This is a genomic window from Achromobacter sp. SLBN-14 (assembly GCF_006715415.1).
Classification (GTDB): Bacteria; Pseudomonadota; Gammaproteobacteria; order Burkholderiales; family Burkholderiaceae_B; genus Achromobacter; species Achromobacter mucicolens.
The window spans coordinates 3,986,026-4,006,466 of sequence record NZ_VFNE01000001.1 but is presented as its reverse complement, the minus strand read 5'-3'; the positions used below and the strand labels follow the sequence as shown (position 1 = coordinate 4,006,466).

The window sequence follows — 20,441 nt, the reverse complement described above, 5'->3', positions numbered from 1 at the left end:
GGCCGGGCGCCGCCGCGCCCGCCCCATTGGAGCCCTCCATGATCGACAAGTTCATCGACACCCCCGCGGCCGCCGTGGCGGACATCCACGATGGCGCCACCGTGCTGATCAGCGGGTTCGGCGGCGCCGGCATGCCCACCGAACTGATCCATGCGCTCATCGACCAGGGCGCGCGCGACCTGACCGTGGTCAGCAACAATGCGGGCAACCACGAAACGGGCCTGGCCGCGCTGGTCAAGGCCGGGCGCGTGCGCAAGGTCATCTGCTCGTTTCCGAAGGCGTCTCACTCCTGGGTCTTCGACGCGCTCTACCGCGAAGGCCGCATCGAACTGGAATGCGTGCCGCAAGGCACCATCGCCGAACGCCTGCGTGCGGCCGGCGCCGGCCTGGGCGGCTTTTTCACGCCCACCGCGTACGGCACCGAGCTTGCGCGCGGCAAGGAGACGCGCATCATCAACGGCCGCGGCCATGTGTTCGAAGAACCGTTGCATGGCGACTTCGCGCTGGTCAAGGCCGACCGTGGCGACCGCTGGGGCAACCTCACTTACAACATGAGCGCGCGCAACTTCGGTCCCATCATGTGCATGGCCGCCCGGACGACCATCGTGCAGGTGCGCGCCAAGGCCGAACTGGGCGAACTGCCGCCCGAGGCGGTGGTGACGCCGGGCATCTTCGTCAAGCGCGTCACCGAAGTGCCCAACGCCGCCTTTTCCAGCTGAAGCAATCCTTCAAGGAGGAGTCCGCATGTTTCGTCCCCTGACCCGCGAAGCCATGGCGCGCCGCCTGGCCCTGGACATCCCCGACGGCAGCTACGTCAACCTGGGCATCGGCATGCCCGTGCTGGTGGCCGCCCACCTGCCCGAAGGCCGCGAGATCGTGCTGCACAGCGAGAACGGCATTCTTGGCATGGGCCCGCCCCCGGCCGAGGCCGACATCAACCTGGACCTCATCAACGCGGGCAAGCAGCCCGTGACGCTCTTGACGGGCGGGTCGTATTTCCATCACGCGGACTCGTTCGCGATGATGCGCGGCGGCCACCTGGACATCTGCGTCATGGGCGGCATGCAGGTCGCGGCCAACGGCGATCTGGCCAACTGGTCGCTCAATAAGCCGGGCGAGGCGCCGGCCGTGGGCGGCGCGATGGACCTGGCCGTGGGCGCGCGCAGCGTGTTCATCATGATGGAGCACAACAGCAAGAACGGCGATCCCAAGATCGTCGAGCGCTGCACCTATCCGCTTACCGGCGCCGGCGTGGTGGACCGCATCTACACCGACCTCGCGGTCATCGACGTGACGCCGGACGGGCTTGTCGTCCGGGATATGATCGACGGCATGACCCTGACCGAATTGCAGGCGCGCACCGGCGCGCCGCTGCGTGCCGGCTGATGCTGCCGAACCTGCCTCCTCCGGGCTACGCCGCGCCGCCCGCGGCCGAAGACCATCCCGACCAGCTACGCGGCGATCCGGACTACATGCTGACGCTGGCGCGCGGCCTGCACGTCATACGCGCGTTCGGCACCCGCCGCCATCCCCAGACCGCCGCCGAACTGAGCCGGCGCGCCAACCTGCCGCGCGCGGTGGTGCAGCGCTGCCTGCACACGCTGATCCTGCTGGGCATGGCCGAACAGCATGGCCGGCTGTACGTGCTGACGCCGCGCATCCTGGGGCTGGGCTACGCGTATTTTTCGTCCACGCCGTTCGTCTCGCTGGCGCAGCCCGTGCTGGAGGAACTGAGCGCCACCGTGAACGAGACCTGTGCGCTCGCCATCATGGAAGGCCACGAGATGCTGTACCTGGCGCGATCGGAGGTGAATCGCCTGCTGGCCACGTCGATGGGCCTGGGAAGCCGCTTGCCGGCGTACTGCACGTCCATCGGGCGCGTGCTGCTGGCAGAGTTGCCCGAGCCCGCGCTGGCCAGGTATTTCGCGGCAACCGACCTGCAGCCCTACACCGAGTTCACGTTGACCACCGAGGCAAAACTGCGCGCGGAACTGGCGCGCATCCGCGAGCAGGGATATGCGGTGGTCGACCAGGAACTGGAATTGAATGTGCGCGCGATCTCGGTGGTCGTGCGCTCGGCCAGCGGCAAGGCGTGCGGCGCCGTGAACGTCAGCGTGAAGGCCGCGCGCGTGCCGCTCGAGCGCTTGCAGGAAGAATTCCTGCCGCCCTTGCGGCAGGCCGTTGAACGGATCGGGGAATTCCTGGCCGCCTGAGCGGCCAGGCTACAGGCCGGTGGTGTCCAGCGTGAAGGCGGCGGCGGCACGGCCGATGCGGTCGTTGACCGCGTGCCAGTCGTCGGTGGCGGGCGGCGCCTGCACGATGATGCGCGCATAGTCCTGCCCGTCCAGATCGCGCAGCAGGCCATACAGCGCCTGCGCGTAACGGGCCGGGTCCGCCGGCACCGCTTGCCATTGCACGCGCGCATCGACGGCGGCAGGCTGCGGGCCGTAGGCCACCAGCACGACGCGCCCTTCTGGCAGGTTGCGTCCCAGCAGCACTTCCTGCATGCGTGCGTCGCTTGCCAGTTCCAGCGGCGTGCGCGGCGCGTAATGCGCCTTCAGCGTGCCCGAGGCGCGCGGCGCCGCGGCGTCGGGCGCAAACACCTGCACGCCCAGCACGGCTTCGATTTGCGCGGCGCTGATGTGGCCGGGCCGCAGCAGCACGGGCCCCGCGCCCGTGTCCAGGCGCGACAGATCGAGGATCGTGGACTCGATGCCCACCTCCGACGCGCCGCCTTCCAGCACGGGCATGCCGGCCGCGACTTCGTCCGGGAACTCGCTGCGCACGTGCTCGGCGCGGGTGGGCGACACTTGCCCGAACTTGTTGGCGGACGGCGCGGCCACGCCGCCCTGTCCGTTCGGCTTGCCGGCGGCAAAGGCAGCCAGCAGCGCCTGCGCCACCGGGTGCGAGGGACAGCGAATGCCGATGCTGTCCTGGCCGCCGCTCACCGTGTCGACGATATGCGGCGCGCGCTTGAGGATCAGGGTCAGTGGACCCGGCCAGAACGCGTTGATCAGCAGCCGCGCCTCGGGCGGCACGTGCGCCGCCCAATACGACACGTCGCCGTCGGGCGCGATGTGAACGATGACGGGATGGTTCGACGGCCGGCCCTTGGCCGCATAGATCTTGGCAACCGCCTGCGGGTTTTCGGCATCCGCGCCCAGCCCGTAGACGGTCTCGGTCGGAAAGGCGGCCAGTTCGCCGTCCAGCATGCGCTGGGCGGCGTGGGCGATTTCCGCGGCGCTGGCGGTGGCGGGCGTGGATGAGGACATCGGTTCGCCGCTTTAGTCAGGCGCCTGCATGCCCAGCGCGGCCGCCACGCGGGCGGCATCGTCGCGGGCCTGCTGCAGCGTGGCCGCCACGATGGTGACGTGCCCCATCTTGCGGCCGCGCCGCGCCTCGTGCTTGCCGTACAGATGCAGCTTGGCGGACGGCACGGCCAGCGCAGCCGCCCAGTCGGGCTCGCGTTGCGCGGTGTCGGTGTCGTTGGCGTACCAGATGTCGCCCAGGATGTTCAGCATGACGGCCGGCGCCAGGAGGTCGGTGCCGCCCAGCGGCAGGCCGGCCATGGCGCGCGCCTGCTGCTCGAACTGGCTGGTGACGCAGGCGTCGATCGTGTAGTGGCCGCTGTTGTGCGGGCGCGGCGCGATCTCGTTGACGATGAGGCTGCCGTCCTTGAGGACGAAGAATTCCACGCACAGCACGCCGTGGTAACCCAGGCCCTGCGCGATGGCCTGCGCGGCCTCGGTGGCGCGCGCCTGGCGTTCAGCGTGGGCGGCGTCCTGCTGCACGGGCGCGGCGGTGGACACCGCCAGGATGCCGTCGCGGTGCACGTTGCGCGCCACGGGAAACACCACGCTGGCGCCGTCAAAGCCGCGCGCCAGCACCACCGAGATTTCGTAATCCAGCGGCATCAGCGCTTCCAGCACGCAGGCCACGCCCCCGAACTCGGCGAAGGCCGCGATGGCTTCTTCGCGGGTGTCGATGCGGGCCTGGCCCTTGCCGTCGTAACCCAGGCGGGCAACCTTGAGAATGCCGGGGAACAGGGCTTCGGACGCGGCGTGCAGGTCCGCCTCGCTGCGGATGGCGGCGTGCGGCGCAACCGGGATGCCTTGCGCGGCGATGAAGGTCTTTTCCGCGATGCGGTCCTGCACGATCGCCACGGCGTCGCCCGCCGGGCTGACGCGGCAACGGGTCGCCAGCGCGCGCAGGCTGTCGGCGGGCACGTTCTCGAATTCGGTGGTGACAGCCTGGCAGGTTTGCGCCAGGCGGGCCAGGCCGGCCTCGTCGTCATAGGCGGCCTGGATGTGCAGGTCGGCGACCATGCCGGCCGGGCACTCGGCGGCCGGATCCAGCACCGCCACCTTGTAGCCGAGGCTTTGCGCGGCGTGACAGAACATGCGGCCCAACTGCCCGCCGCCCAGCATGCCCAGCCAACCGCCGGGCGCAATCATGAAAGAAGTCGATTGAGTCATACGCGTCAGGCCTCGGGCGGAACTTTCATGTCGCGCGCGGCCTGCGTCTGCCGGGCGCGGAACGCCAGCAGCTTTGCGTGCAGGCCGGCGTCGGTGCCCGCCAGCGTGGCGATCACGTGCAACGCGGCGTTGGCGGCGCCGGCTTCGCCGATGGCGAAGGTGGCGACCGGCACGCCCTTGGGCATCTGCACGATGGACAGCAGCGAGTCTTCGCCGCGCAGGTACTTGGACGGGACCGGCACGCCGAACACCGGCACCTCGGTCAGGGCGGCCATCATGCCCGGCAGGTGCGCCGCGCCGCCGGCGCCGGCGATGATGCCGCGCAGACCGCGCTGGTGCGCGGCGGCGCCGTATTCGGCCATGTCCTGCGGCATGCGGTGCGCGGAGATCACGCGCGCCTCATAGGCGACGCCAAAATCCTCCAGCATCGTCACCGCGTGCTTCATGACCTCCCAATCGCTGGAAGATCCCATAATCACGCCCACCACGGGGGAGGCTTGCGCCGCTGCGGAAGTCTGGTCTGTCATAACCGGTGTCTAGTAGTTGAGACCACGGCGCACGCGCCGCGAAATGTCAGGAAACCGCGGGACCGGCCCGCGAAAACCCGCTATTTTACCCGGCGCGGCGGACCCTACGGCGTGGCCGCAGTTTGCAGCCAAAGGTAGCTGACCGGATCGTCGGGGCACGGCCCAAAGCCGCACTGCAGCGTGGTGCTGCCGGCGTTGGCCAGCGCGACAATGAAAAACAGGGCCATGACCACCATGCCCAGCGCCGACACGGGCTTCTTGAGCATGCTGTCGCCCCATTTGCGGTCCACGCACAGCATCACGACGCAGAACACGATGATCGCCGTGAAGGCGACGAAGGCCCACGTATAGAAATGCAGGCCAAGAAAGGGCGTGCCGTAGCCCGCATCGCCCGGCGCAATATGCAGCAGCACCTGACGCCCCGACGCAAGCATCCCGGCCAGCGCGCCCGCGATGCTCATGGCGTAGTGCATTGGCGACGGACCGAGCCGCAAGTTCAAGAGGAATCCCACGCCGGCAAGCATCAGCGCAACACGCTGCAGCAGGCATAGCGGACACGGCAGTTCGTCGTAGGCGAATTGCCAGACGAAGGCCATGCAGAGGATGACGGTGACCCCGAGCAGGGCCAGACCGTTGAGGATGCGTGAACCGCGCGCCGGGTTGCGTGAAAAGATCATTGCCGGCGCTTCACAGGGACAACGCCAGCGGACTGGTCATGTGGTAATTGCACCAGGCAGCAAAGATGACCAGGGTCAGCAGCCAGAACGTCCCGCAGGGGCGGCGCCGGCCCACGAGACCAAACCATACTGCCAGCGTCCCCGTCACAAAGGGCAGCATCATCACCATGCGGCGCTCCTTTTATCGGAATTCCCGAACCAAGCAGCGCACGAGTATAGCGTAACAATCCGAAATAATTTCATGCGAAGGCTGCGGGTTTGCCCGGGTGCCGGGCATGGGTATCAAGGCGCCGGTTGCACCGCTGCGGGCAAAAAAAAACCGCTCGGCAAGGAGCGGTTTTTTGGAAAGCAGGCCGATCAGGCGATCAGGCGGTCAAGCGCTTCGCGGTACTTCGCGGCGGTCTTTTCCAGCACGTCCTGCGGCAGGCGCGGCGCGGGCGGGGTCTTGTCCCACGTTTGCGTTTCAAGCCAGTCGCGCACGAACTGCTTGTCGAAGGACGGCGGGCTGATGCCCACGCGGTAGCCGTCGGCGGGCCAGAAGCGCGACGAATCGGGCGTCAGCACTTCGTCCATCAAGTGCAGCGTGCCATCGTCGTCCAGGCCGAATTCGAACTTGGTGTCGGCGATGATGATGCCCTTGGTCGCGGCAAAGGCGGCGGCCTCGGCGTACAGCTTGAGCGTGACGTCGCGGATGCGCTCGGCCATTTCCTGGCCGACTTCCTTGACCACGTGCGCGAAGTCCACGTTCTCGTCGTGCATGCCGAATTCGGCCTTGGCTGCGGGCGTGAAGATGGGCTCGGGCAGCTTGCTCGCTTGTTGCAAGCCCGCCGGCAGCTTGATGCCGCACACGGCGCCGGTCGCCTGGTAGTCCTTCCAGCCGGAACCGATCAGGTAGCCACGGGCCACCGCTTCGACCAGGATCGGCTTCAGACGCTTGACCACCACGGCCCGGCCACGCACCTGGTCGACCTCATCGGGCGCCACCACGTCCTCGGGCTTCACGCCGGTGGAGTGGTTGGGCAGGATGTGCGCCAGCTTCTGCAACCAGAATTCGGTCAGTTCGGTCAGCACCTGTCCCTTGCCGGGAATGGGGTCGTCAAGGATCACATCGAAGGCGGAAATGCGATCCGACGCGACGATCAGCAACTTGTCGTCGCCGACGGCGTACATATCGCGCACCTTGCCGCGTCCCAGCAGCGGCAGGGACTTGATGCTGGATTCATGCAAAGCAGAAGTCACGGGAATGGCCTATGGCAAAAATGAACATTCCCGCCACGGGCGGGCGCCAGGGCGGGAAGTGGAACGAAATCGGATACCAGGCAGGGGCGGCGCCGCGCGGCGGCTCCTGCAAAGCGCATAGATTACTGCAAATAAGTTCACCTTGCCGCAGGCCAGACCCCGGGTTAGGCTTTGATCCCCATCCATAATTCGCGCCGGCCGCCCCCGGGCGTCACGGCGCAACCCGTCCGGAGACAGAGTCGTATGCAGGATGCTTCCCCCAAGCGCATGCCCCACGCCGACGCGCAGGTGCACATGACAGGCGGCTGCCAGTGCGGCGCCATCCGCTACGCCCTCACGGACGAGCCCATCACCGCGGCGACCTGCCATTGCCGGGACTGCCAGTACTCCAGCGGCGGCGCCCCAGCCCACGCCCTGATCTTTCCCGCCGGCGCCGTCACGCTGCTGCGCGGCCAGCCCAAGGAACACCGCTACCAGGGCGACTCCGGCCACACCGTCATGCGCAGCTTCTGCCCGTCCTGTGGGACGCCGCTGTTCGGCAGCTCGGAAGGCATGGGCTATGAGGTGGTGCGCGCGGGGTCGCTGGACGATCCCGAGGCGTTTCATTCCAAGGTGAGCCTGTGGACGGACTCGGCGCCCTCGTGGCACCACGTGGACCGGACGGTGCCGAGCTTTGGGCGCAATTCGCCGGCGTAGGCAGCGCGCATCACGTCCACAAAACAAAAGGGCTGGCCCTCGCGGACCAGCCCTTTTTTGCCTGAGCCGCCTTCACAGGGAAGGCGGCGCCGGCGGGGACCTTACTGCACCACTTGCGACAGCTTGCCCGACGCGTATTGCGCGGCGATCTCGGTCAGCGGCAGCGGCTTGATCTTGCTGGCGTTGCCGGCGGTGCCGAATTCCGTGTAGCGAGCGACACAGATTGCCTTGGCGGCGGCGCGCGCGGGCTTGAGGTATTCGCGCGGGTCGAACTTTTCGGGGTTCTCGGCAAAGAAGCGGCGGATCGCGCCGGTCATGGCCAGACGGATATCGGTGTCGATATTGATCTTGCGCACGCCGTACTTGATGGCTTCCTGGATTTCCTCGACGGGCACGCCGTAGGTTTCCTTCATGTTGCCGCCGAATTCACGGATCTCGGCCAGCAGTTCCTGCGGCACGCTGGAGCTGCCGTGCATCACCAGGTGGGTGTTGGGCAGGCGGGCGTGGATTTCCTTGATGCGGGAGATCGACAGGATGTCGCCGGTGGGCTTGCGCGTGAACTTGTAGGCGCCGTGGCTGGTGCCGATGGCAATCGCCAGGGCGTCCAGTTGCGTGCGGCGCACGAAGTCGGCGGCTTGTTCCGGGTCGGTCAGCAGCTGATCCATGGTCAGCTTGCCGTCGGCGCCGTGGCCGTCTTCCTTGTCGCCTTCCATGGTTTCCAGCGAGCCCAGGCAGCCCAGTTCGCCTTCGACGGTCACGCCCAGCTTGTGCGCGATGTCGACAACCTTCTTGGTGACTTCGACGTTGTAGTCGTAGTCGGCGATGGTCTTGCCGTCTTCCTTCAGCGAGCCGTCCATCATGACGCTGGAGAAGCCCAGGTCGATCGCGCCCTGGCAGATCTTGGGCGACTGGCCGTGATCCTGGTGCATGACCACGGGAATGTGCGGGTAGGACTCAACGGCGGCCTGGATCAGGTACTTGAGGAAGCCTTCGCCCGCATATTTGCGCGCGCCGGCCGAGGCCTGCATGATCACCGGGCTGTCGGTCTCCGCCGCGGCTTCCATGATGGCCTGGACCTGTTCCAGGTTGTTGACGTTGAAAGCCGGAATGCCGTAGCCGTGCTCGGCGGCGTGGTCGAGCAACTGGCGCATGGAGACTAGGGCCATGAGTGGTCCTCCTTAGGTACTGTCTATTGAGAGATGGTTGAAGCCTTGCTGAATGGCGTGATTTTACGGGGGAATCGAAGAAAGGTCTTGCAACGGCCGGTATCCTATCCATTCAGGTGATACCGCAAGGGGCGGGACGGCTGATATCCCGCCTTGCGATCTCGTCCATGCGGACCAGAAGTCCGGCACGCCAGGCCTTTGCCGCCCCGCTTGTGACCTAGGGCTGTGGCCTACGGCCTGCCCGCGTGCGGCACGTCCACCTGGGTCATCAGGATGCGGGCCTGGGGTTTGGCCCGGCGATTGGCTTCGACGAAATCCGGCGCCGCCGCCATGAAGAGCGTCCTGCCGTCGGCGCCGCCCAGCGCGGCCGCGAAGATGCCGAACTCGCCCGTGTCGATCTGTTCCAGGATCCTGCCGCCCCGTTCGACCCGCACGATGCGCTTGCCGATGGCATCGCCCACCCACAGCGCGCCTTCTTCATCCAGTGCGCCGCCGTCCGGGGCGATCTTTGACGCGGCGATCAGCGTGGCCAGGTCGTCGCTCGGCGGCAGCTCGCCGAAGTTGGCCCAGTCGCGGCGCGGGCCCAGCACGCCATTGGGCTCGATGTCGAATTCAGAAATGCGGTTCGCGAAGGTCTCGTTGACGATCAGCGTCTTGCCGTCGGGCGTAATGAACGACCCGTTGGGAAAGCACAGCCCGTCCGCCACCACCTGCGCCACGCCGTCCGGGTCCACGCGCACCAGCGTGGTCGTGCGGACCGGTTCGCCCGCCATGATGTCGAACCCGAAGTTGCCCACATACGCCCTGCCCTGCGCGTCCACCACCATGTCGTTGATGGGGCCGCCGGTCAACGCGGAGAGGTCAGCGTGAACCGATAGCGTGCCGTCCGCCTCGCGGCGCAGCAGCTTGCGGTCTTTCATGGAGGCGATCAGCAGGCGGCCGTCGGGCAGCCAGCCCAGGCCGGAGGGCTGCTGGGGCACCAGGCAGACACGGTCCACTGCGCCCTGCAGCGTCACCGTGATGACCTGCCCGGTATAGAAGTCCGAGGCCCACAGGCGGTTTTCGTGCCAGCGCAGCCCCTCCAGATAGGTGTAGCCGGAAGCCAGTACGGACAATTCGCGATTCGGCATTGCTTTGTCTCCCATGTCGCCCCGCTCGGGGCCGGTTCCCAGGTGGCGCCCGGCCTGACTTGATAAGACCGGAAGGGGCATTCTGGCATGGCTGATCCGTCCCTAAACTGACAACTGGCTGTCAGGTTTGCGGCGTTAACATCGCGCCCCAAGGGTTAACCCGAGCAGTACCTGGACCCCTGGCATGTCCGTCACTGGACCGCCCGCCCCCGCCTTCATGCCGGCGGACCTGCCCCTCGGGCCAAGCGGCGGCTCCCGTTTTCCCGTATTCAAATGAACACTAAGAAGCTGACGCGTTATATCGGCATCGCCATGGTGCTGGGCATCGTGGTGGGCTACTTCTGCAACAAGTTCGCGCAGAACCAGCAGGAGGCGGCGCACATCGCGTCGTACTTCAGCCTTGTCACCGACATCTTCCTGCGCATGATCAAGATGATCATCGCGCCGCTCGTGTTCGCCACCCTGGTGACCGGCCTGGCCAGCATGAGCGACGCCAGCGCGGTGGGCCGCATCGGCATGCGCGCCATGATCTGGTTCATCGCGGCCTCGGCGATCTCGCTGCTGCTGGGCCTGGCGCTGGTCAACATCTTCCAGCCCGGCGCGCACATGAACCTGGCGATTCCGGACGCGGGGCTGACATCGGGCCTGAAGACGGGCGACTTCACGCTCAAGGCGTTCATTGCGCACGTCTTTCCCAAGAGCATCGCCGAAGCAATGGCCAACAACGAGATCCTGCAGATCCTGGTGTTCTCGCTGTTCTTCGGCGCCGCACTGTCGTTCATCCGCGGCAAGGGCCACAACACGATCTACAACATGATCGACGAACTGGCCAAGATCATGTTCCGCGTCACCGACTACGTGATGCGTTTTGCGCCGCTGGGCGTGTTCGCCGCGATGGCGGCCGCCATCACGACCGAGGGCCTGGGCGTGCTGATCAGCTACGGCAAGCTGATCGGTGAGTTCTATCTGGGCCTGGCCCTTTTGTGGGCGATTCTGTTCGGCGTCGGTTACCTGTTCCTGGGCAAGTCCACGCGCCGCCTGGGCGGCCTCATCAAGGAACCGACCCTGCTGGCGTTCTCGACCGCGAGCAGCGAATCGGCCTACCCCAAGACGATCGAGGCGCTGGCGCGGTTCGGCGTGTCCAAGCGCATTTCCGGATTCGTGCTGCCGCTGGGTTACTCGTTCAACCTTGACGGCTCGATGATGTACCAGTCGTTCGCGGTGCTGTTCATCGCCCAGGCCTACAACATCGAGATGAGTTTCACGCAGCAGCTCACCCTGCTGCTGGTGCTGATGGTGACGAGCAAGGGCATGGCCGGCGTGGCGCGCGCCTCGCTGGTGGTGGTGGCCGCGACGCTGCCGATGTTCCACCTGCCCGAAGCCGGCCTGCTGCTCATCATGGGCATCGACCAGTTCTTCGACATGGGCCGCACCGCCACGAACGTGGTCGGCAACAGCCTGGCCACGGCCGTGATCGCCAAGCTCGAAGGCAATGAAGAGGATCTGCCCGCGGATACGGACGCCGAGATTGCCGGCGAGACGGTTTCCGGAACCGTGGACGCGACCCCGCAACCGGCGCGGACCGCCAGCCAGAACGCATGAAAAAACGGGCCGTAACGGCCCGTTTTCAATGGTGCGCCCGCTTGACCGGCGCGAGTGCCGGGCGCAACATAAAAGCCCTTTTCGTCACGCACCGGCGAGGCGCGCATGGGCGCCGCGCCCGGCCCCGCACACCATGAATCTTCTGTTTTCGCCCCGCGCGGCGGCGGCGCTTGCCGCCGGCCTGTTCGCCTGCATTCCCCCTGCGCATGCCTGGACCCGCATTTCCTGCGACCTGACGGGCACGGTCTCCACCTTTCCCACCACCTACCGGCAGTTCCGGACCGACGGCACGGCGCTGACGCAGGTGCTGTTCAAACTGAAAGTCAAAGCCGCCGACATTCCCGACGGCGAAAGGGCTGACACGGACTGCGGCGAGTTCGTGGACAAGGAGGTGGAGGTGGCGCTGGAGAACGTGCCAGCGCGCACCATCTTGCGGGGCAAGCCGTTGAAGGTGCGCTACAAGTACGACGAATCGCTGGGGCAAAGCCTGGCGACGCGGTACGAACTGCCGCGCTGACCTTGCCCCGGCTGGCCGGGTGGCGTCAGTCGTTTCGTCAGTCGTTTACCGAGCAGGACACGGGCGCGCCGTCCTCGAACTCGACGTCGTAGGTGTGCACCGGGTCCCAGGGCAGCGTGAACCAGAGCTCGTAGCCGTCGCCGTCTTCGTCGAACAGCCACAGCGCGCGCAGCACGGCTTTTTCCGCCATGGCTTCGGCCGTTTCTTCGGCCAGGAGCTGGTCGTCTTCGATGCCCAGCTTTTTGCAGTGCTCGTACGAATAGTTGTCGAGCAGGAAGTCGGCCGCGGCCAGAATCTGGTCGTCCAGGTTGTCCAGGATGCCCTTGACCACCTTGGATGCGCCCGCATCGGGCTCTTCGCCGTCGGTCTGGATCATGACGTGGATGGGGGGCCGGCCCTCGCCGGCGGGGACGTTTTCCGCCGCCCACAGATCGGGTTCTTCGAGGTCCTGGGTGAAATTGAATCGTGCCATCTGGGGCTCCGTGAATTGGAAGGGCAAGCCGGAAAAGGCAGCGGCTTGCCCGGGGCCGTGTGGCCTTTCAGCCATTTAACCAGATGCCGGCTACTTCGTCTGTGGCGGGAAGCGACGTTTTTGCGCCTAGGACATGTGCATGTCTTGCCAGACAGGCTTGCGCCGCCCGTGCAGGTCAGGCCTGCGCAGGCGCGGGTGCTGCCGCGTTTGCGCAGAGGTCCAGCAGGATGTCGGAAAACTGCGACTCGGCCGTCAACGCCTGTTCGCGCTTCCTCCGGATCAGGTTGATCGGCGGCAGCTCCCAGCCAAAATCCCACGGCACCATGCCCAGCCTGCCCCGCTGGCAAAGTTCGCGCGCGATGTCTTCGGGCACCACCGAAATCGACGATTCGTTCTGCGACAGGATGCCCTCGATCACATCCGTCGAATAGGCCTCCAGCACGGGCGACGGCGGCTGCAGCCCGGCACGGATGAAGTGTTCGACGATCAATTGCCGCGTGGGTGTATTGGCCGCCGGCAGGACCCAGTCCAGCGCCGCCACCGCAGCCCAGTCGGGCTTGCGCCGCGCCAGCCGCTGGGCCAGCCGGCCGTGCGCGACCAGGCGGGGCCGTTGGCGGTACAGCACGCGATGAATCAGGTCTTCGTGCATCACCGTGGACGTGGCCCGGCTGATGATGCAGTCCAGCTCGTGCTGGCGCAGCATCGGCACCAGATGATCGGTCGTGGCGCGGTGCAGGCTCAGCGTCACGCCGTGGCGCTGGTGCAATTGGCTGATGGCGGCGGTAAGCAAGGCGCTGGACACGTACGGGACCACGCCCACGTGCAGGTGCGCGGAGCGCCCGGCCTGCAAGGCCTCGACTTCGCGCTCCCACAGGTCCAGATCGCTGAGCATGTGACGCGCCCGCACCAGCGCCAGATTGCCCAGCTGGGTAGGCTGCAGGCCGCTGCCCGTGCGCAGGAACAGGGGCGCGCCGAAGATGTCCTCCAGCTCGGCCAGGGACTTGGTGACCGCGGGCTGGCTGATGCCCGTCTGCGCGGCGACCCGCGTCAGCGATTTATGGCGGTCGATATTGACCAGCAGCATCAGGTGCCGGTGCTTCAGGCGGTTGGCAAGTCGGACGGCATCGCGGCTCATGGCGTTTTCCAGATAACCATTTGGTTATGCAATTATGCCCATAAAGATAAAACCAGTTATTTCTGGGTCCTATACTGCACGCATCATTTCCTGCCCTCCCGGTATCCCGCGATGAATCCGTCCTTCACCACCCGACCTGAAATACGCGGCACGTACGGCGTGGTCTCGTCCACGCACTGGCTGGCCTCGCAAGTGGCCATGAGCGTGCTGGAGCGCGGGGGCAACGCGTACGACGCGGCCGTGGCGGGCGGATTCGTCCTGCAGATCGTCGAGCCGCACCTGAACGGACCCGGCGGCGAAGTCCCCATCCTGATCTGGAGCGAACGCGAGCAGCGCATGCGCGCGCTGTGCGGCCAAGGCCCGGCGCCCGCGCTGGCGACCCCCGCCTACTTCCGCGAGCTGGGCGTGGACCTCGTGCCCGGAATCGGCCTGCTGCCCGCCACGGTGCCGGGCGCGTTCGGCGCCTGGCTGACGCTGCTGCGCGATTACGGCACGTGGGAGCTGGCGGACGTGCTGCGGCCAGCCATCGACTATGCGCGCGACGGCTTTCCGCTGGTCCCGCGGATTTCGCAGGCGATCCTGGCCGTGCAGGCGCTGTTTCGCGACGAATGGAAAAGCTCGGGCGAGGTCTGGCTGCCCGGCGGCCGCGTGCCCGCCCCCGACGCGCTTTTCCGCACGCCGGCCATCGCGGCCACCTACACCCGCATCCTGGACGAAGCCCATGCCGCCAGCACCGACCGGCGCGGCCGCATCGATGCGGCGCTGGACGTGTGGTACCGGGGATTCGTCGCCGATGCGATTGACAGCTTCTACACCAACGAGGCCGCGCTGGACACCACCGGCCAGCGCAACCGCGGGCTGCTGCGCAAGGCCGACCTGGCCGATTGGCGCGCCACCTACGACGAACCGCTGACCACGCAATATGGCCGCTACACGGTCGCCAAATGCGGCGTCTGGTCGCAAGGCCCGGTGCATCTGCAACAGCTGGCGCTGCTGCGCCACCTTGACGTGGACAAGCTGGACCCGCTGTCGCCGCAGTTCGTGCACCGTGTGGCCGAAGCCGCCAAGCTGGCGTTTGCCGACCGCACCGCCTGGTATGGCGATCCCGATCACGCGCAGGTGCCGCTGGCGGCGCTGCTGAGCGACGACTACGCGCGGGCGCGCGCCGCCACCATCGGCGACCGCGCCTGCCCCACCCTGCAACCCGGCAGTCCGGGGGGCCTGCCGCCGCGCCTGCCCGACCTGGACGCCGCCATCCGCACACTGGCCGCCTCGGACACGCGCTACGGCGTGGGCGAACCGACCTTCGCGGCGTTGCCGCCCGTCGACGAATGGGCCTCGCGCGAATTGTTCGTGGGCGACACCTGCCAGATCGACGTCATCGACCGCGACGGCAACATGGTGGCCGCCACGCCGTCGGGCGGCTGGCTGTCGTCAAGTCCCGTGGTGCCCGCGCTGGGCTTTTCGCTCACGACGCGCCTGCAGATGACCTGGCTGGACGATGGCGTGCCGGGCCAGTTGCAACCGGGCAAGCGCCCCTGCACCACGCTGTCGCCCGGCCTTGCGCTGCGCGACGGTCAGCCTTACATGGCGTTCGGCACGCCGGGCGGCGACCAGCAGGACCAATGGACCGTCGCGTTCTTCCTGCGGCACGCCATGGGCATGAACCTGCAGGCGGCGATTGACGCGCCGTCCTGGCATATCGATCACTTTCCAGGTTCGTTCTGGCCGCGCGCGCTGACGCTGAACCGGTTGACGGTGGAGTCGCGCATGCCCGCGGCCACGCTGGATGCGCTGCGCGCGGCCGGTCACGACGTCAAGGTAGGACCGGACTGGTCCGAAGGCCGCATCAGCGCATGCACGCGCGAACCCGCCGCGGGCGGACGCCTGCTGCTGCGCGCCGCCGCCAATCCCCGTGGCATGCAGGGATACGCCGTCGGCCGCTAAATCACTTTTTCTTTCGACCGGCTCTCAGAAGCCGGACACTACGCAAGGGGTAAACACCATGACACTGCAACTCAAACGACTGCTGCGCACGTTCGCGCTGGGACTGGCGATGGCCGCGCCCGCGCTTTCGCAGGCCGCGTGGCCCGAAAAGCCCATCACGCTGGTCGTGCCGTGGGCGGCCGGCGGCTCCACGGATATCCTGGCGCGCGTGTTGTCCGAAGGCCTGACGCAATCGCTGGGCCAGCCCGTGATCGTCGAAAACCGTTCGGGCGCGTCCGGCAACATCGGCACGGCGTTCGTGGCGCGCGCCAAGCCGGACGGCTACACGCTGCTGGTGGGCTCGATGAGCACCCACACGATGAACCAAGCGCTCTATTCCAACATGCCGTTCGACGGCGTGAAGGATTTCACGCCGATCGCCGAGTTAGCCCTCGTGACCAACACGATGGTCGTGCATCCGTCGGTGCCGGCCTCGAACCTGAAGGAATTCATCGCCTACGTGAAGGCCAATCCCGACAACGTGGCCTATGCCTCGGCGGGACAGGGCTCGACCAACCACCTGAGCGCCGTCCTGTTCGAGAAGGCCGCCGGCGTGAAGATGATGCACATCCCCTACCGCGGCGGCGCGCCTGCGGTGCTGGACACCGTGGCCGGGCGCACGCAGGTGCTGTTCAGCGCCGGCACGCAGACGCTGCCGCACGTGCAGTCGGGCAAGCTCAAGCTGCTGGCCGTCACGGAAGAACAGCGCTCGCCGCTGCTGCCCGATGTGCCCACCGTGGCCGAAACGCTGCCCGGCTATGAATTGGCGGTCTGGTACGGCGCGTTTGGCCCGGCCGGCATGCCGCCCGAACTGACGGCCCGGCTGAACCGCGAGATCAACGTGATTCTGAAGCGGCCCGATGTCATCAAGAAGATGGGCGACATGGGCGTGCTGCTGACCGACACCACGCCCGAGCAGTTCGGCCAGATCCTGGCGCGCGACGCCGACAAGTACGGCAAGTTGATCAAAGAACTGGGCATCACCGCGGAATGACGGACCACGCCCTCAGCCCGGCCGCCACGGGCGTGCAAGCCATCGGCCAGGCGTACGCGCAGGGCAATGCGCAGGCGGCCTTTCAGGCCATCGATGCCTACGCCGGGCTCGCCCTCGCGCACACGCTGTGCACCGTGAATCGTTACGACGCCAGCGCCATGCGCGTGGTGCGGCTGTATAGCTCGAACCCGCAGGCCTACCCGCCGGGCGGGAGCAAGGACAAGACCGGCACGGCCTGGGGCCGGCACGTCCTGCTCGAGCAGCAGGTGTTCGTCGGCCAGGGACAGGACGCCATCCGCGAGTTCTTCAACGACCACGACGCCATCCGCGAACTGGGCTTGAAATCCGTCATCAACGTGCCGGTCGTCTATGGCGGCGCGTGCCTGGGCACCGTGAACTTCCTGATGCCGCGCGCCGCGGTGACGCAGGCGGACATTGACGCGGCACGGCTGGCGGCCCTCTTGGCCCTGCCCGCGTTCCATGCGCTGCAGGCGGCACAGCCCGCCGCCTGACCGCTGCCCGGCCCGGATGCCGCGCGTTGCCCGGCATCCGGCGGAAACCCCGACGCAGCAACGATCTGAAAGACATCCGGCTCAAAAGCGGGAGCCGACGCCCGGCGCCGCGGGTATATTGGGGTTATTCCCCAACCTGCCTGGCGCTCATCATGATCAAAGGTTCCTGCCTCTGCGGCCGTGTCGCCTACGAGATCAACGGTACGCTCACCGACGCCCTGAACTGCCATTGCGTGATGTGCCGCAAGACGCATGGCGCGGCCTTCCGCAGCCGCGCAACGGTCCAGTCCAAGGATTTTGCCTGGACCCAGGGGGAAGACCACGTGACCTGGTACGCCTCGTCGCCCGGCAACTACCGGGGCTTCTGCGAGGCCTGCGGCACGCCCCTGCTCAGCCGCTTTGACCAGACGCCCGACGTCTACGGCCTGCCGCTGGGCCCGCTGGACGACGATCCGGGCGTCAAGCCCGAGGCGCATTACCATGTCGCGAGCAAGGCGCCGTGGTACGACATCACGGATGCGCTGCCCCAGCATCCCGGCGCCATGGACGAAGCGCCCGAGCACGATCCGCAGGTGCCGCCACTGACCTTTTCACACGGAAGATGAACCCACGTCCGGCTCCGGACTTCACAGGAGACTGATATGAGCGACTTTGGCGTCGTACTGGACCCCACCACCCTGCGTTTCACGCGCACGCTGCCGGCCAGCGTGGACGAGGTGTGGGCCTGGCTGACCGAATCCGACAAGCGCGGCCAGTGGCTGGCTTCAGGCGACATGGACCTGATGGAAGGGGGCGGCGTCACGCTGCGGTTCCTGCATGCCGACCTGTCCTCCGTGCGCGAACCGACGCCCGAGGCCTACAAGCCCTACGAAGAAGGCCTCACCACGCAAGGCCTCATCACCCGGTGCGAACCGCCGCACCTCCTGAGTTACACCTGGGGCGGATCCGCGGGCGCGCCATCCGAGGTGATGTTCGAACTGTCCCCCAAAGCAGATTCCGCCCTGCTCGTCCTCACTCACCGCAAGCTTGCCACCCGGGACGACATGGTCGACGTGGCGGGCGGCTGGCACACGCATCTGAACGTACTCGCAGCCCGGCTGGCCGGCCGCGATCCGGGCCCGTTCTGGTCGGCCAATGCCGCCTGGGAGGCCGAGTACCAGCGCCGCATCCCCCGGCGCTAGAGTCGTTCAAGCGCAACTATCACGGGCCGATCTGGCATAAAAGCTGGCTAAACCGCCCGCTTTGCAGTAACATAAGACCGTGATTTTTCCGCAAAAACCGGACTTCGGTCATCCTGCGTGCCAACCTGTAGCGCCCACCAAAGGGCGCTACTGAATGAACGTCAGCGACGCGAACGAGATCCGGTTTTTTATTGGGCGCCCCCGTCACTGCCCAGCACGCCGCTGCAGTCCTCGTGGCGCCAGGCGTTGCCGCAACCGCTGCAACCCCGCTTCTTCCGGCCAGGTGCCCGCAGCACCCACGCCGCGACCCCGGCGCGCACCGCGCGCACTTACCTCAGGGCGCGAGTATCCGCCATTTCAGACATCCCTTCGGATGCCGTGGCCCATACCCACGCTTGCCCGAACGTTTTTTTGCGTTCAAACCGCTGGACCGGTTTATCCGAGTCCGACGCGCTTGCCGCCTTGCGCGGCGCCTCATGCCGCCGGCATGGCTGCGCGTTTTGATCAAGGAGTAGAGCATGGCTAAAGAAGAACTCATCGAATTGGATGGCATCGTTGACGAAGTGCTGCCCGATAGCCGCTACCGCGTCAAACTGGACAACGGCATCGAAGTCGGCGCCTACGCATCCGGCCGTATCCGCAAGCACCGCATCCGCATCCTCGCGGGCGATCGCGTCACCCTGGAAATGTCGCCCTATGACCTGACCAAGGGCCGCATCAACTTCCGCCACAAGGACGAACGCGCTCCCGCCCCGCATCGTCCTCAGCAATACCGCCGCTAAGCCGGCCGCCCGGGCCGGCTTCATGCCGGCGCCCGGCACCTACTTTTCGCGAATCCTAAAGCCCGATTCGCGTTCTGCCGTAATGCGTGGAACGCCTGTTCATGAAAGAATGGCGCTCCCTCGCCTGGCGCAACGCCAGGCCGGATACGCACGAAGCACGATGGACCTGAAAGAAGAATTGCAAGCCGCCGCAGACCAGCTTGCCCTGGCGCGAAGAAGATTCGCGAAGGGCGAGGAAGGCCTGCGCCTGCTGCGCCAGTCGCGCGAGGCCTTCATCAACAGCCTGCGCAACACCGGCCTGACCTACGCCGAAGCCAAGACCAAATACGACAACTGCCTGGATGACCAGGAGGCCGGCCAACGCAGCGTGCAGCAGCAGATGGAATACGCCGAGCGCATGCACCAGTACGTGCTCAAGCGCATCGCGCTGGCGGCAGAGCAGGCCTGAACCCGGCCCGCCCTCGATCCCCGCCGTTCGTCAGGGCTTGAAGGCCCCAATGAAGATCGCCGGATCGATGCGCGCATCGTTCAGGCTGACGTTCCAGTGCAGGTGCGGGCCTGTCGCCCGCCCGGTCGCGCCCACCTTGCCCACCACGCCGCCGCGCGGCACCTCGTCGCCGACTTTCACGTCGACGGCCGACATATGGCAGAACATGCTGATCAAGCCCTGGCCATGGTCCAGGAATACCGTCTTGCCATTGAAGAAGTAATCCCCCACCAGCACCACCACCCCGGCAGCCGGCGCCTTGATGGGCGTTCCGGCCGGCACGGCGAAGTCCAGGCCTGAATGGGGATTGCGTTCCTGGCCGTTGAAGAAGCGGCGCAGGCCGAACGGGCTGGACAGGCGTCCGCCGTTGACGGGCCGGTCCAGGATCAGGTTGCTGGGCGTGACGCCGGCACGAAAGCCGCGGTAGGCCTCGATCTGCTCGGCCAGCTCGCGTTCGATGCGCTTGAGATCGTCCGGGTTCGGATCCACCTGGCGCCGGTTCTTGAGCGTGATGTGCTGGGCGACGTAATCCTTGGCCCCCACCGAGAAGGCCACCTGGCGCGTGCCGGCGGCGTCCTTGACCTGGACGTGCTCCTGGCCCGGCTTCACGCTGAGCGGGATGCCGACCACGGCGATCCACTGCTTGCCCTGTTCCCGCACCACCAGCACGCGCCGGTCCTGGTATGTGACCTCGGGCGCGCTGGCCGCGTCGCCCAGCGTCAGGACGGCCACCCCGCCCGGCACGCGGGCGTCGAGCTTGCGGCTGATGTAGCTGCCCTGCTGCGCCCGCGCGGGCCAGGCCAGGCACAGGCTGGCCGCGGCCAGCCCGGCGCGCAGGACGTCGCGGCGTTCGAACATGGGGC

Annotated in this window: 24 protein-coding genes; 13 read left to right on the top strand and 11 right to left on the bottom strand. The window is 66.9% G+C overall.

Going from position 1 to position 20,441, the window contains the following annotated elements; all coding sequences use genetic code 11:
- The first annotated feature begins 38 nt into the window (after window positions 1–38).
- From FBY20_RS18230 to FBY20_RS18220, 3 genes are read left to right on the top strand one after another with little or no spacing between them, the layout of a single operon-like run.
- Window positions 39–719 carry a 3-oxoacid CoA-transferase subunit A gene (locus FBY20_RS18230; protein WP_062841702.1) on the top strand — a complete coding sequence of 227 codons (681 nt, stop codon included), beginning with the start codon at window positions 39–41 and terminating at the stop codon, window positions 717–719.
- 25 nt (window positions 720–744) lie between these two features.
- Window positions 745–1,386, top strand: a complete 642-nt coding sequence (locus FBY20_RS18225) for a 3-oxoacid CoA-transferase subunit B (RefSeq protein ID WP_056326728.1) — start codon at window positions 745–747, stop codon at window positions 1,384–1,386.
- Window positions 1,386–2,213 (top strand): IclR family transcriptional regulator C-terminal domain-containing protein, encoded by an 828-nt coding sequence (locus FBY20_RS18220; RefSeq protein WP_056326726.1) that lies wholly within the window; start codon window positions 1,386–1,388, stop codon window positions 2,211–2,213. Before FBY20_RS18225 ends, FBY20_RS18220 begins: the two co-directional genes overlap by 1 nt.
- 9 nt (window positions 2,214–2,222) lie before the next feature.
- Here FBY20_RS18220 and FBY20_RS18215 read toward each other — a convergent pair whose 3' ends face one another.
- The 6 genes from FBY20_RS18215 to FBY20_RS18195 form a co-directional block, all read right to left on the bottom strand.
- A complete protein-coding gene (locus tag FBY20_RS18215) occupies window positions 2,223–3,272 on the bottom strand; it encodes an L-threonylcarbamoyladenylate synthase (protein WP_142053835.1) in 1,050 nt (349 codons plus the stop codon).
- A gap of 12 nt (window positions 3,273–3,284) precedes the next feature.
- Window positions 3,285–4,475, bottom strand: a complete 1,191-nt coding sequence (locus tag FBY20_RS18210; protein ID WP_142053833.1) for a 5-(carboxyamino)imidazole ribonucleotide synthase — start codon at window positions 4,473–4,475, stop codon at window positions 3,285–3,287.
- A gap of 5 nt (window positions 4,476–4,480) precedes the next feature.
- Window positions 4,481–5,002 (bottom strand): 5-(carboxyamino)imidazole ribonucleotide mutase, encoded by a 522-nt coding sequence (gene purE, locus FBY20_RS18205; protein WP_062841698.1) that lies wholly within the window; start codon window positions 5,000–5,002, stop codon window positions 4,481–4,483.
- Between the two features lie 104 nt (window positions 5,003–5,106).
- Entirely contained in the window at window positions 5,107–5,679 is a 573-nt protein-coding gene (locus tag FBY20_RS18200; RefSeq protein WP_056326719.1) for a disulfide bond formation protein B, read from the bottom strand.
- 10 nt (window positions 5,680–5,689) lie between these two features.
- Window positions 5,690–5,848, bottom strand: coding sequence for a DUF5993 family protein (locus tag FBY20_RS27775; RefSeq protein WP_174245425.1), 159 nt, complete (start codon window positions 5,846–5,848; stop codon window positions 5,690–5,692).
- Between the two features lie 188 nt (window positions 5,849–6,036).
- Window positions 6,037–6,918 (bottom strand): phosphoribosylaminoimidazolesuccinocarboxamide synthase, encoded by an 882-nt coding sequence (locus FBY20_RS18195; protein WP_056326717.1) that lies wholly within the window; start codon window positions 6,916–6,918, stop codon window positions 6,037–6,039.
- A gap of 243 nt (window positions 6,919–7,161) precedes the next feature.
- Here FBY20_RS18195 and FBY20_RS18190 point away from each other — a divergent pair, with 243 nt between their 5' ends.
- A complete protein-coding gene (locus tag FBY20_RS18190) occupies window positions 7,162–7,614 on the top strand; it encodes a GFA family protein (protein ID WP_056326715.1) in 453 nt (150 codons plus the stop codon).
- A 101-nt stretch (window positions 7,615–7,715) separates the two neighbouring features.
- Here the strand turns inward: FBY20_RS18190 and fba are convergent, their stop codons facing one another.
- Both fba and FBY20_RS18180 read right to left on the bottom strand, forming a co-directional pair.
- Window positions 7,716–8,780 (bottom strand): class II fructose-bisphosphate aldolase, encoded by a 1,065-nt coding sequence (gene fba, locus FBY20_RS18185; protein ID WP_056326713.1) that lies wholly within the window; start codon window positions 8,778–8,780, stop codon window positions 7,716–7,718.
- 230 nt (window positions 8,781–9,010) lie between these two features.
- Window positions 9,011–9,910 (bottom strand): SMP-30/gluconolactonase/LRE family protein, encoded by a 900-nt coding sequence (locus tag FBY20_RS18180; RefSeq protein ID WP_142053831.1) that lies wholly within the window; start codon window positions 9,908–9,910, stop codon window positions 9,011–9,013.
- Window positions 9,911–10,183: 273 nt separating this feature from the next.
- Between FBY20_RS18180 and FBY20_RS18175 the strand changes: the two genes are divergently transcribed.
- Window positions 10,184–11,512, top strand: a complete 1,329-nt coding sequence (locus FBY20_RS18175) for a dicarboxylate/amino acid:cation symporter (protein WP_056326709.1) — start codon at window positions 10,184–10,186, stop codon at window positions 11,510–11,512.
- A gap of 133 nt (window positions 11,513–11,645) precedes the next feature.
- Window positions 11,646–12,029, top strand: a complete 384-nt coding sequence (locus FBY20_RS18170; RefSeq protein ID WP_056326706.1) for a hypothetical protein — start codon at window positions 11,646–11,648, stop codon at window positions 12,027–12,029.
- A gap of 37 nt (window positions 12,030–12,066) precedes the next feature.
- Here FBY20_RS18170 and FBY20_RS18165 read toward each other — a convergent pair whose 3' ends face one another.
- Both FBY20_RS18165 and FBY20_RS18160 read right to left on the bottom strand, forming a co-directional pair.
- The gene (locus tag FBY20_RS18165; RefSeq protein WP_056326704.1) at window positions 12,067–12,501 is read right to left on the bottom strand and encodes a hypothetical protein; all 435 of its coding nucleotides are present in this window, start codon (window positions 12,499–12,501) and stop codon (window positions 12,067–12,069) included.
- Between the two features lie 175 nt (window positions 12,502–12,676).
- Window positions 12,677–13,636, bottom strand: coding sequence for a LysR family transcriptional regulator (locus FBY20_RS18160; RefSeq protein WP_142053829.1), 960 nt, complete (start codon window positions 13,634–13,636; stop codon window positions 12,677–12,679).
- Window positions 13,637–13,747: 111 nt separating this feature from the next.
- On the opposite strand from FBY20_RS18160, the gene FBY20_RS18155 reads away from it, so the two are divergent.
- From FBY20_RS18155 to FBY20_RS18125, 7 genes are all read left to right on the top strand, one after another.
- Window positions 13,748–15,583: a gamma-glutamyltransferase family protein gene (locus FBY20_RS18155; RefSeq protein WP_142053827.1), complete on the top strand. Its 1,836-nt coding sequence runs from the start codon at window positions 13,748–13,750 to the stop codon at window positions 15,581–15,583.
- 58 nt (window positions 15,584–15,641) lie between these two features.
- Complete coding sequence (locus FBY20_RS18150; RefSeq protein WP_142053825.1) at window positions 15,642–16,616, top strand: tripartite tricarboxylate transporter substrate binding protein; 975 nt, start codon at window positions 15,642–15,644, stop codon at window positions 16,614–16,616.
- Window positions 16,613–17,128: a GAF domain-containing protein gene (locus tag FBY20_RS18145; RefSeq protein ID WP_142053823.1), complete on the top strand. Its 516-nt coding sequence runs from the start codon at window positions 16,613–16,615 to the stop codon at window positions 17,126–17,128. Before FBY20_RS18150 ends, FBY20_RS18145 begins: the two co-directional genes overlap by 4 nt.
- Before the next feature lie 152 nt (window positions 17,129–17,280).
- Complete coding sequence (locus FBY20_RS18140; RefSeq protein ID WP_142053821.1) at window positions 17,281–17,733, top strand: GFA family protein; 453 nt, start codon at window positions 17,281–17,283, stop codon at window positions 17,731–17,733.
- A gap of 36 nt (window positions 17,734–17,769) precedes the next feature.
- Entirely contained in the window at window positions 17,770–18,309 is a 540-nt protein-coding gene (locus tag FBY20_RS18135) for an SRPBCC family protein (protein WP_056326692.1), read from the top strand.
- A gap of 518 nt (window positions 18,310–18,827) precedes the next feature.
- Window positions 18,828–19,091, top strand: a complete 264-nt coding sequence (gene infA / locus FBY20_RS18130; RefSeq protein WP_006221179.1) for a translation initiation factor IF-1 — start codon at window positions 18,828–18,830, stop codon at window positions 19,089–19,091.
- 160 nt (window positions 19,092–19,251) lie between these two features.
- The gene (locus FBY20_RS18125) at window positions 19,252–19,539 is read left to right on the top strand and encodes a hypothetical protein (protein WP_056326690.1); all 288 of its coding nucleotides are present in this window, start codon (window positions 19,252–19,254) and stop codon (window positions 19,537–19,539) included.
- A 30-nt stretch (window positions 19,540–19,569) separates the two neighbouring features.
- On the opposite strand, the gene FBY20_RS18120 is transcribed toward FBY20_RS18125, so the two are convergent.
- Window positions 19,570–20,436 (bottom strand): peptidoglycan DD-metalloendopeptidase family protein, encoded by an 867-nt coding sequence (locus FBY20_RS18120; protein WP_142053819.1) that lies wholly within the window; start codon window positions 20,434–20,436, stop codon window positions 19,570–19,572.
- Window positions 20,437–20,441: the final 5 nt, after the last annotated feature.

Coding starts and splice junctions, on each gene's coding strand:
- FBY20_RS18145 (WP_142053823.1), top strand. CDS start 16,613: ATGACGGACCACGCCCTCAGCCCGGCCGCCACGGGCGTGCAAGCCATC.
- FBY20_RS18225 (WP_056326728.1), top strand. CDS start 745: ATGTTTCGTCCCCTGACCCGCGAAGCCATGGCGCGCCGCCTGGCCCTG.
- FBY20_RS18175 (WP_056326709.1), top strand. CDS start 10,184: ATGAACACTAAGAAGCTGACGCGTTATATCGGCATCGCCATGGTGCTG.
- FBY20_RS18155 (WP_142053827.1), top strand. CDS start 13,748: ATGAATCCGTCCTTCACCACCCGACCTGAAATACGCGGCACGTACGGC.
- FBY20_RS18190 (WP_056326715.1), top strand. CDS start 7,162: ATGCAGGATGCTTCCCCCAAGCGCATGCCCCACGCCGACGCGCAGGTG.
- infA (WP_006221179.1), top strand. CDS start 18,828: ATGGCTAAAGAAGAACTCATCGAATTGGATGGCATCGTTGACGAAGTG.
- FBY20_RS18215 (WP_142053835.1), bottom strand. CDS start 3,272: ATGTCCTCATCCACGCCCGCCACCGCCAGCGCCGCGGAAATCGCCCAC.
- FBY20_RS18150 (WP_142053825.1), top strand. CDS start 15,642: ATGACACTGCAACTCAAACGACTGCTGCGCACGTTCGCGCTGGGACTG.
- FBY20_RS18165 (WP_056326704.1), bottom strand. CDS start 12,501: ATGGCACGATTCAATTTCACCCAGGACCTCGAAGAACCCGATCTGTGG.
- FBY20_RS18170 (WP_056326706.1), top strand. CDS start 11,646: ATGAATCTTCTGTTTTCGCCCCGCGCGGCGGCGGCGCTTGCCGCCGGC.
- fba (WP_056326713.1), bottom strand. CDS start 8,780: ATGGCCCTAGTCTCCATGCGCCAGTTGCTCGACCACGCCGCCGAGCAC.
- FBY20_RS18140 (WP_142053821.1), top strand. CDS start 17,281: ATGATCAAAGGTTCCTGCCTCTGCGGCCGTGTCGCCTACGAGATCAAC.
- FBY20_RS18200 (WP_056326719.1), bottom strand. CDS start 5,679: ATGATCTTTTCACGCAACCCGGCGCGCGGTTCACGCATCCTCAACGGT.
- FBY20_RS27775 (WP_174245425.1), bottom strand. CDS start 5,848: ATGGTGATGATGCTGCCCTTTGTGACGGGGACGCTGGCAGTATGGTTT.
- FBY20_RS18125 (WP_056326690.1), top strand. CDS start 19,252: ATGGACCTGAAAGAAGAATTGCAAGCCGCCGCAGACCAGCTTGCCCTG.
- FBY20_RS18180 (WP_142053831.1), bottom strand. CDS start 9,910: ATGCCGAATCGCGAATTGTCCGTACTGGCTTCCGGCTACACCTATCTG.
- FBY20_RS18160 (WP_142053829.1), bottom strand. CDS start 13,636: ATGAGCCGCGATGCCGTCCGACTTGCCAACCGCCTGAAGCACCGGCAC.
- FBY20_RS18230 (WP_062841702.1), top strand. CDS start 39: ATGATCGACAAGTTCATCGACACCCCCGCGGCCGCCGTGGCGGACATC.
- purE (WP_062841698.1), bottom strand. CDS start 5,002: ATGACAGACCAGACTTCCGCAGCGGCGCAAGCCTCCCCCGTGGTGGGC.
- FBY20_RS18210 (WP_142053833.1), bottom strand. CDS start 4,475: ATGACTCAATCGACTTCTTTCATGATTGCGCCCGGCGGTTGGCTGGGC.
- FBY20_RS18135 (WP_056326692.1), top strand. CDS start 17,770: ATGAGCGACTTTGGCGTCGTACTGGACCCCACCACCCTGCGTTTCACG.
- FBY20_RS18220 (WP_056326726.1), top strand. CDS start 1,386: ATGCTGCCGAACCTGCCTCCTCCGGGCTACGCCGCGCCGCCCGCGGCC.
- FBY20_RS18120 (WP_142053819.1), bottom strand. CDS start 20,436: ATGTTCGAACGCCGCGACGTCCTGCGCGCCGGGCTGGCCGCGGCCAGC.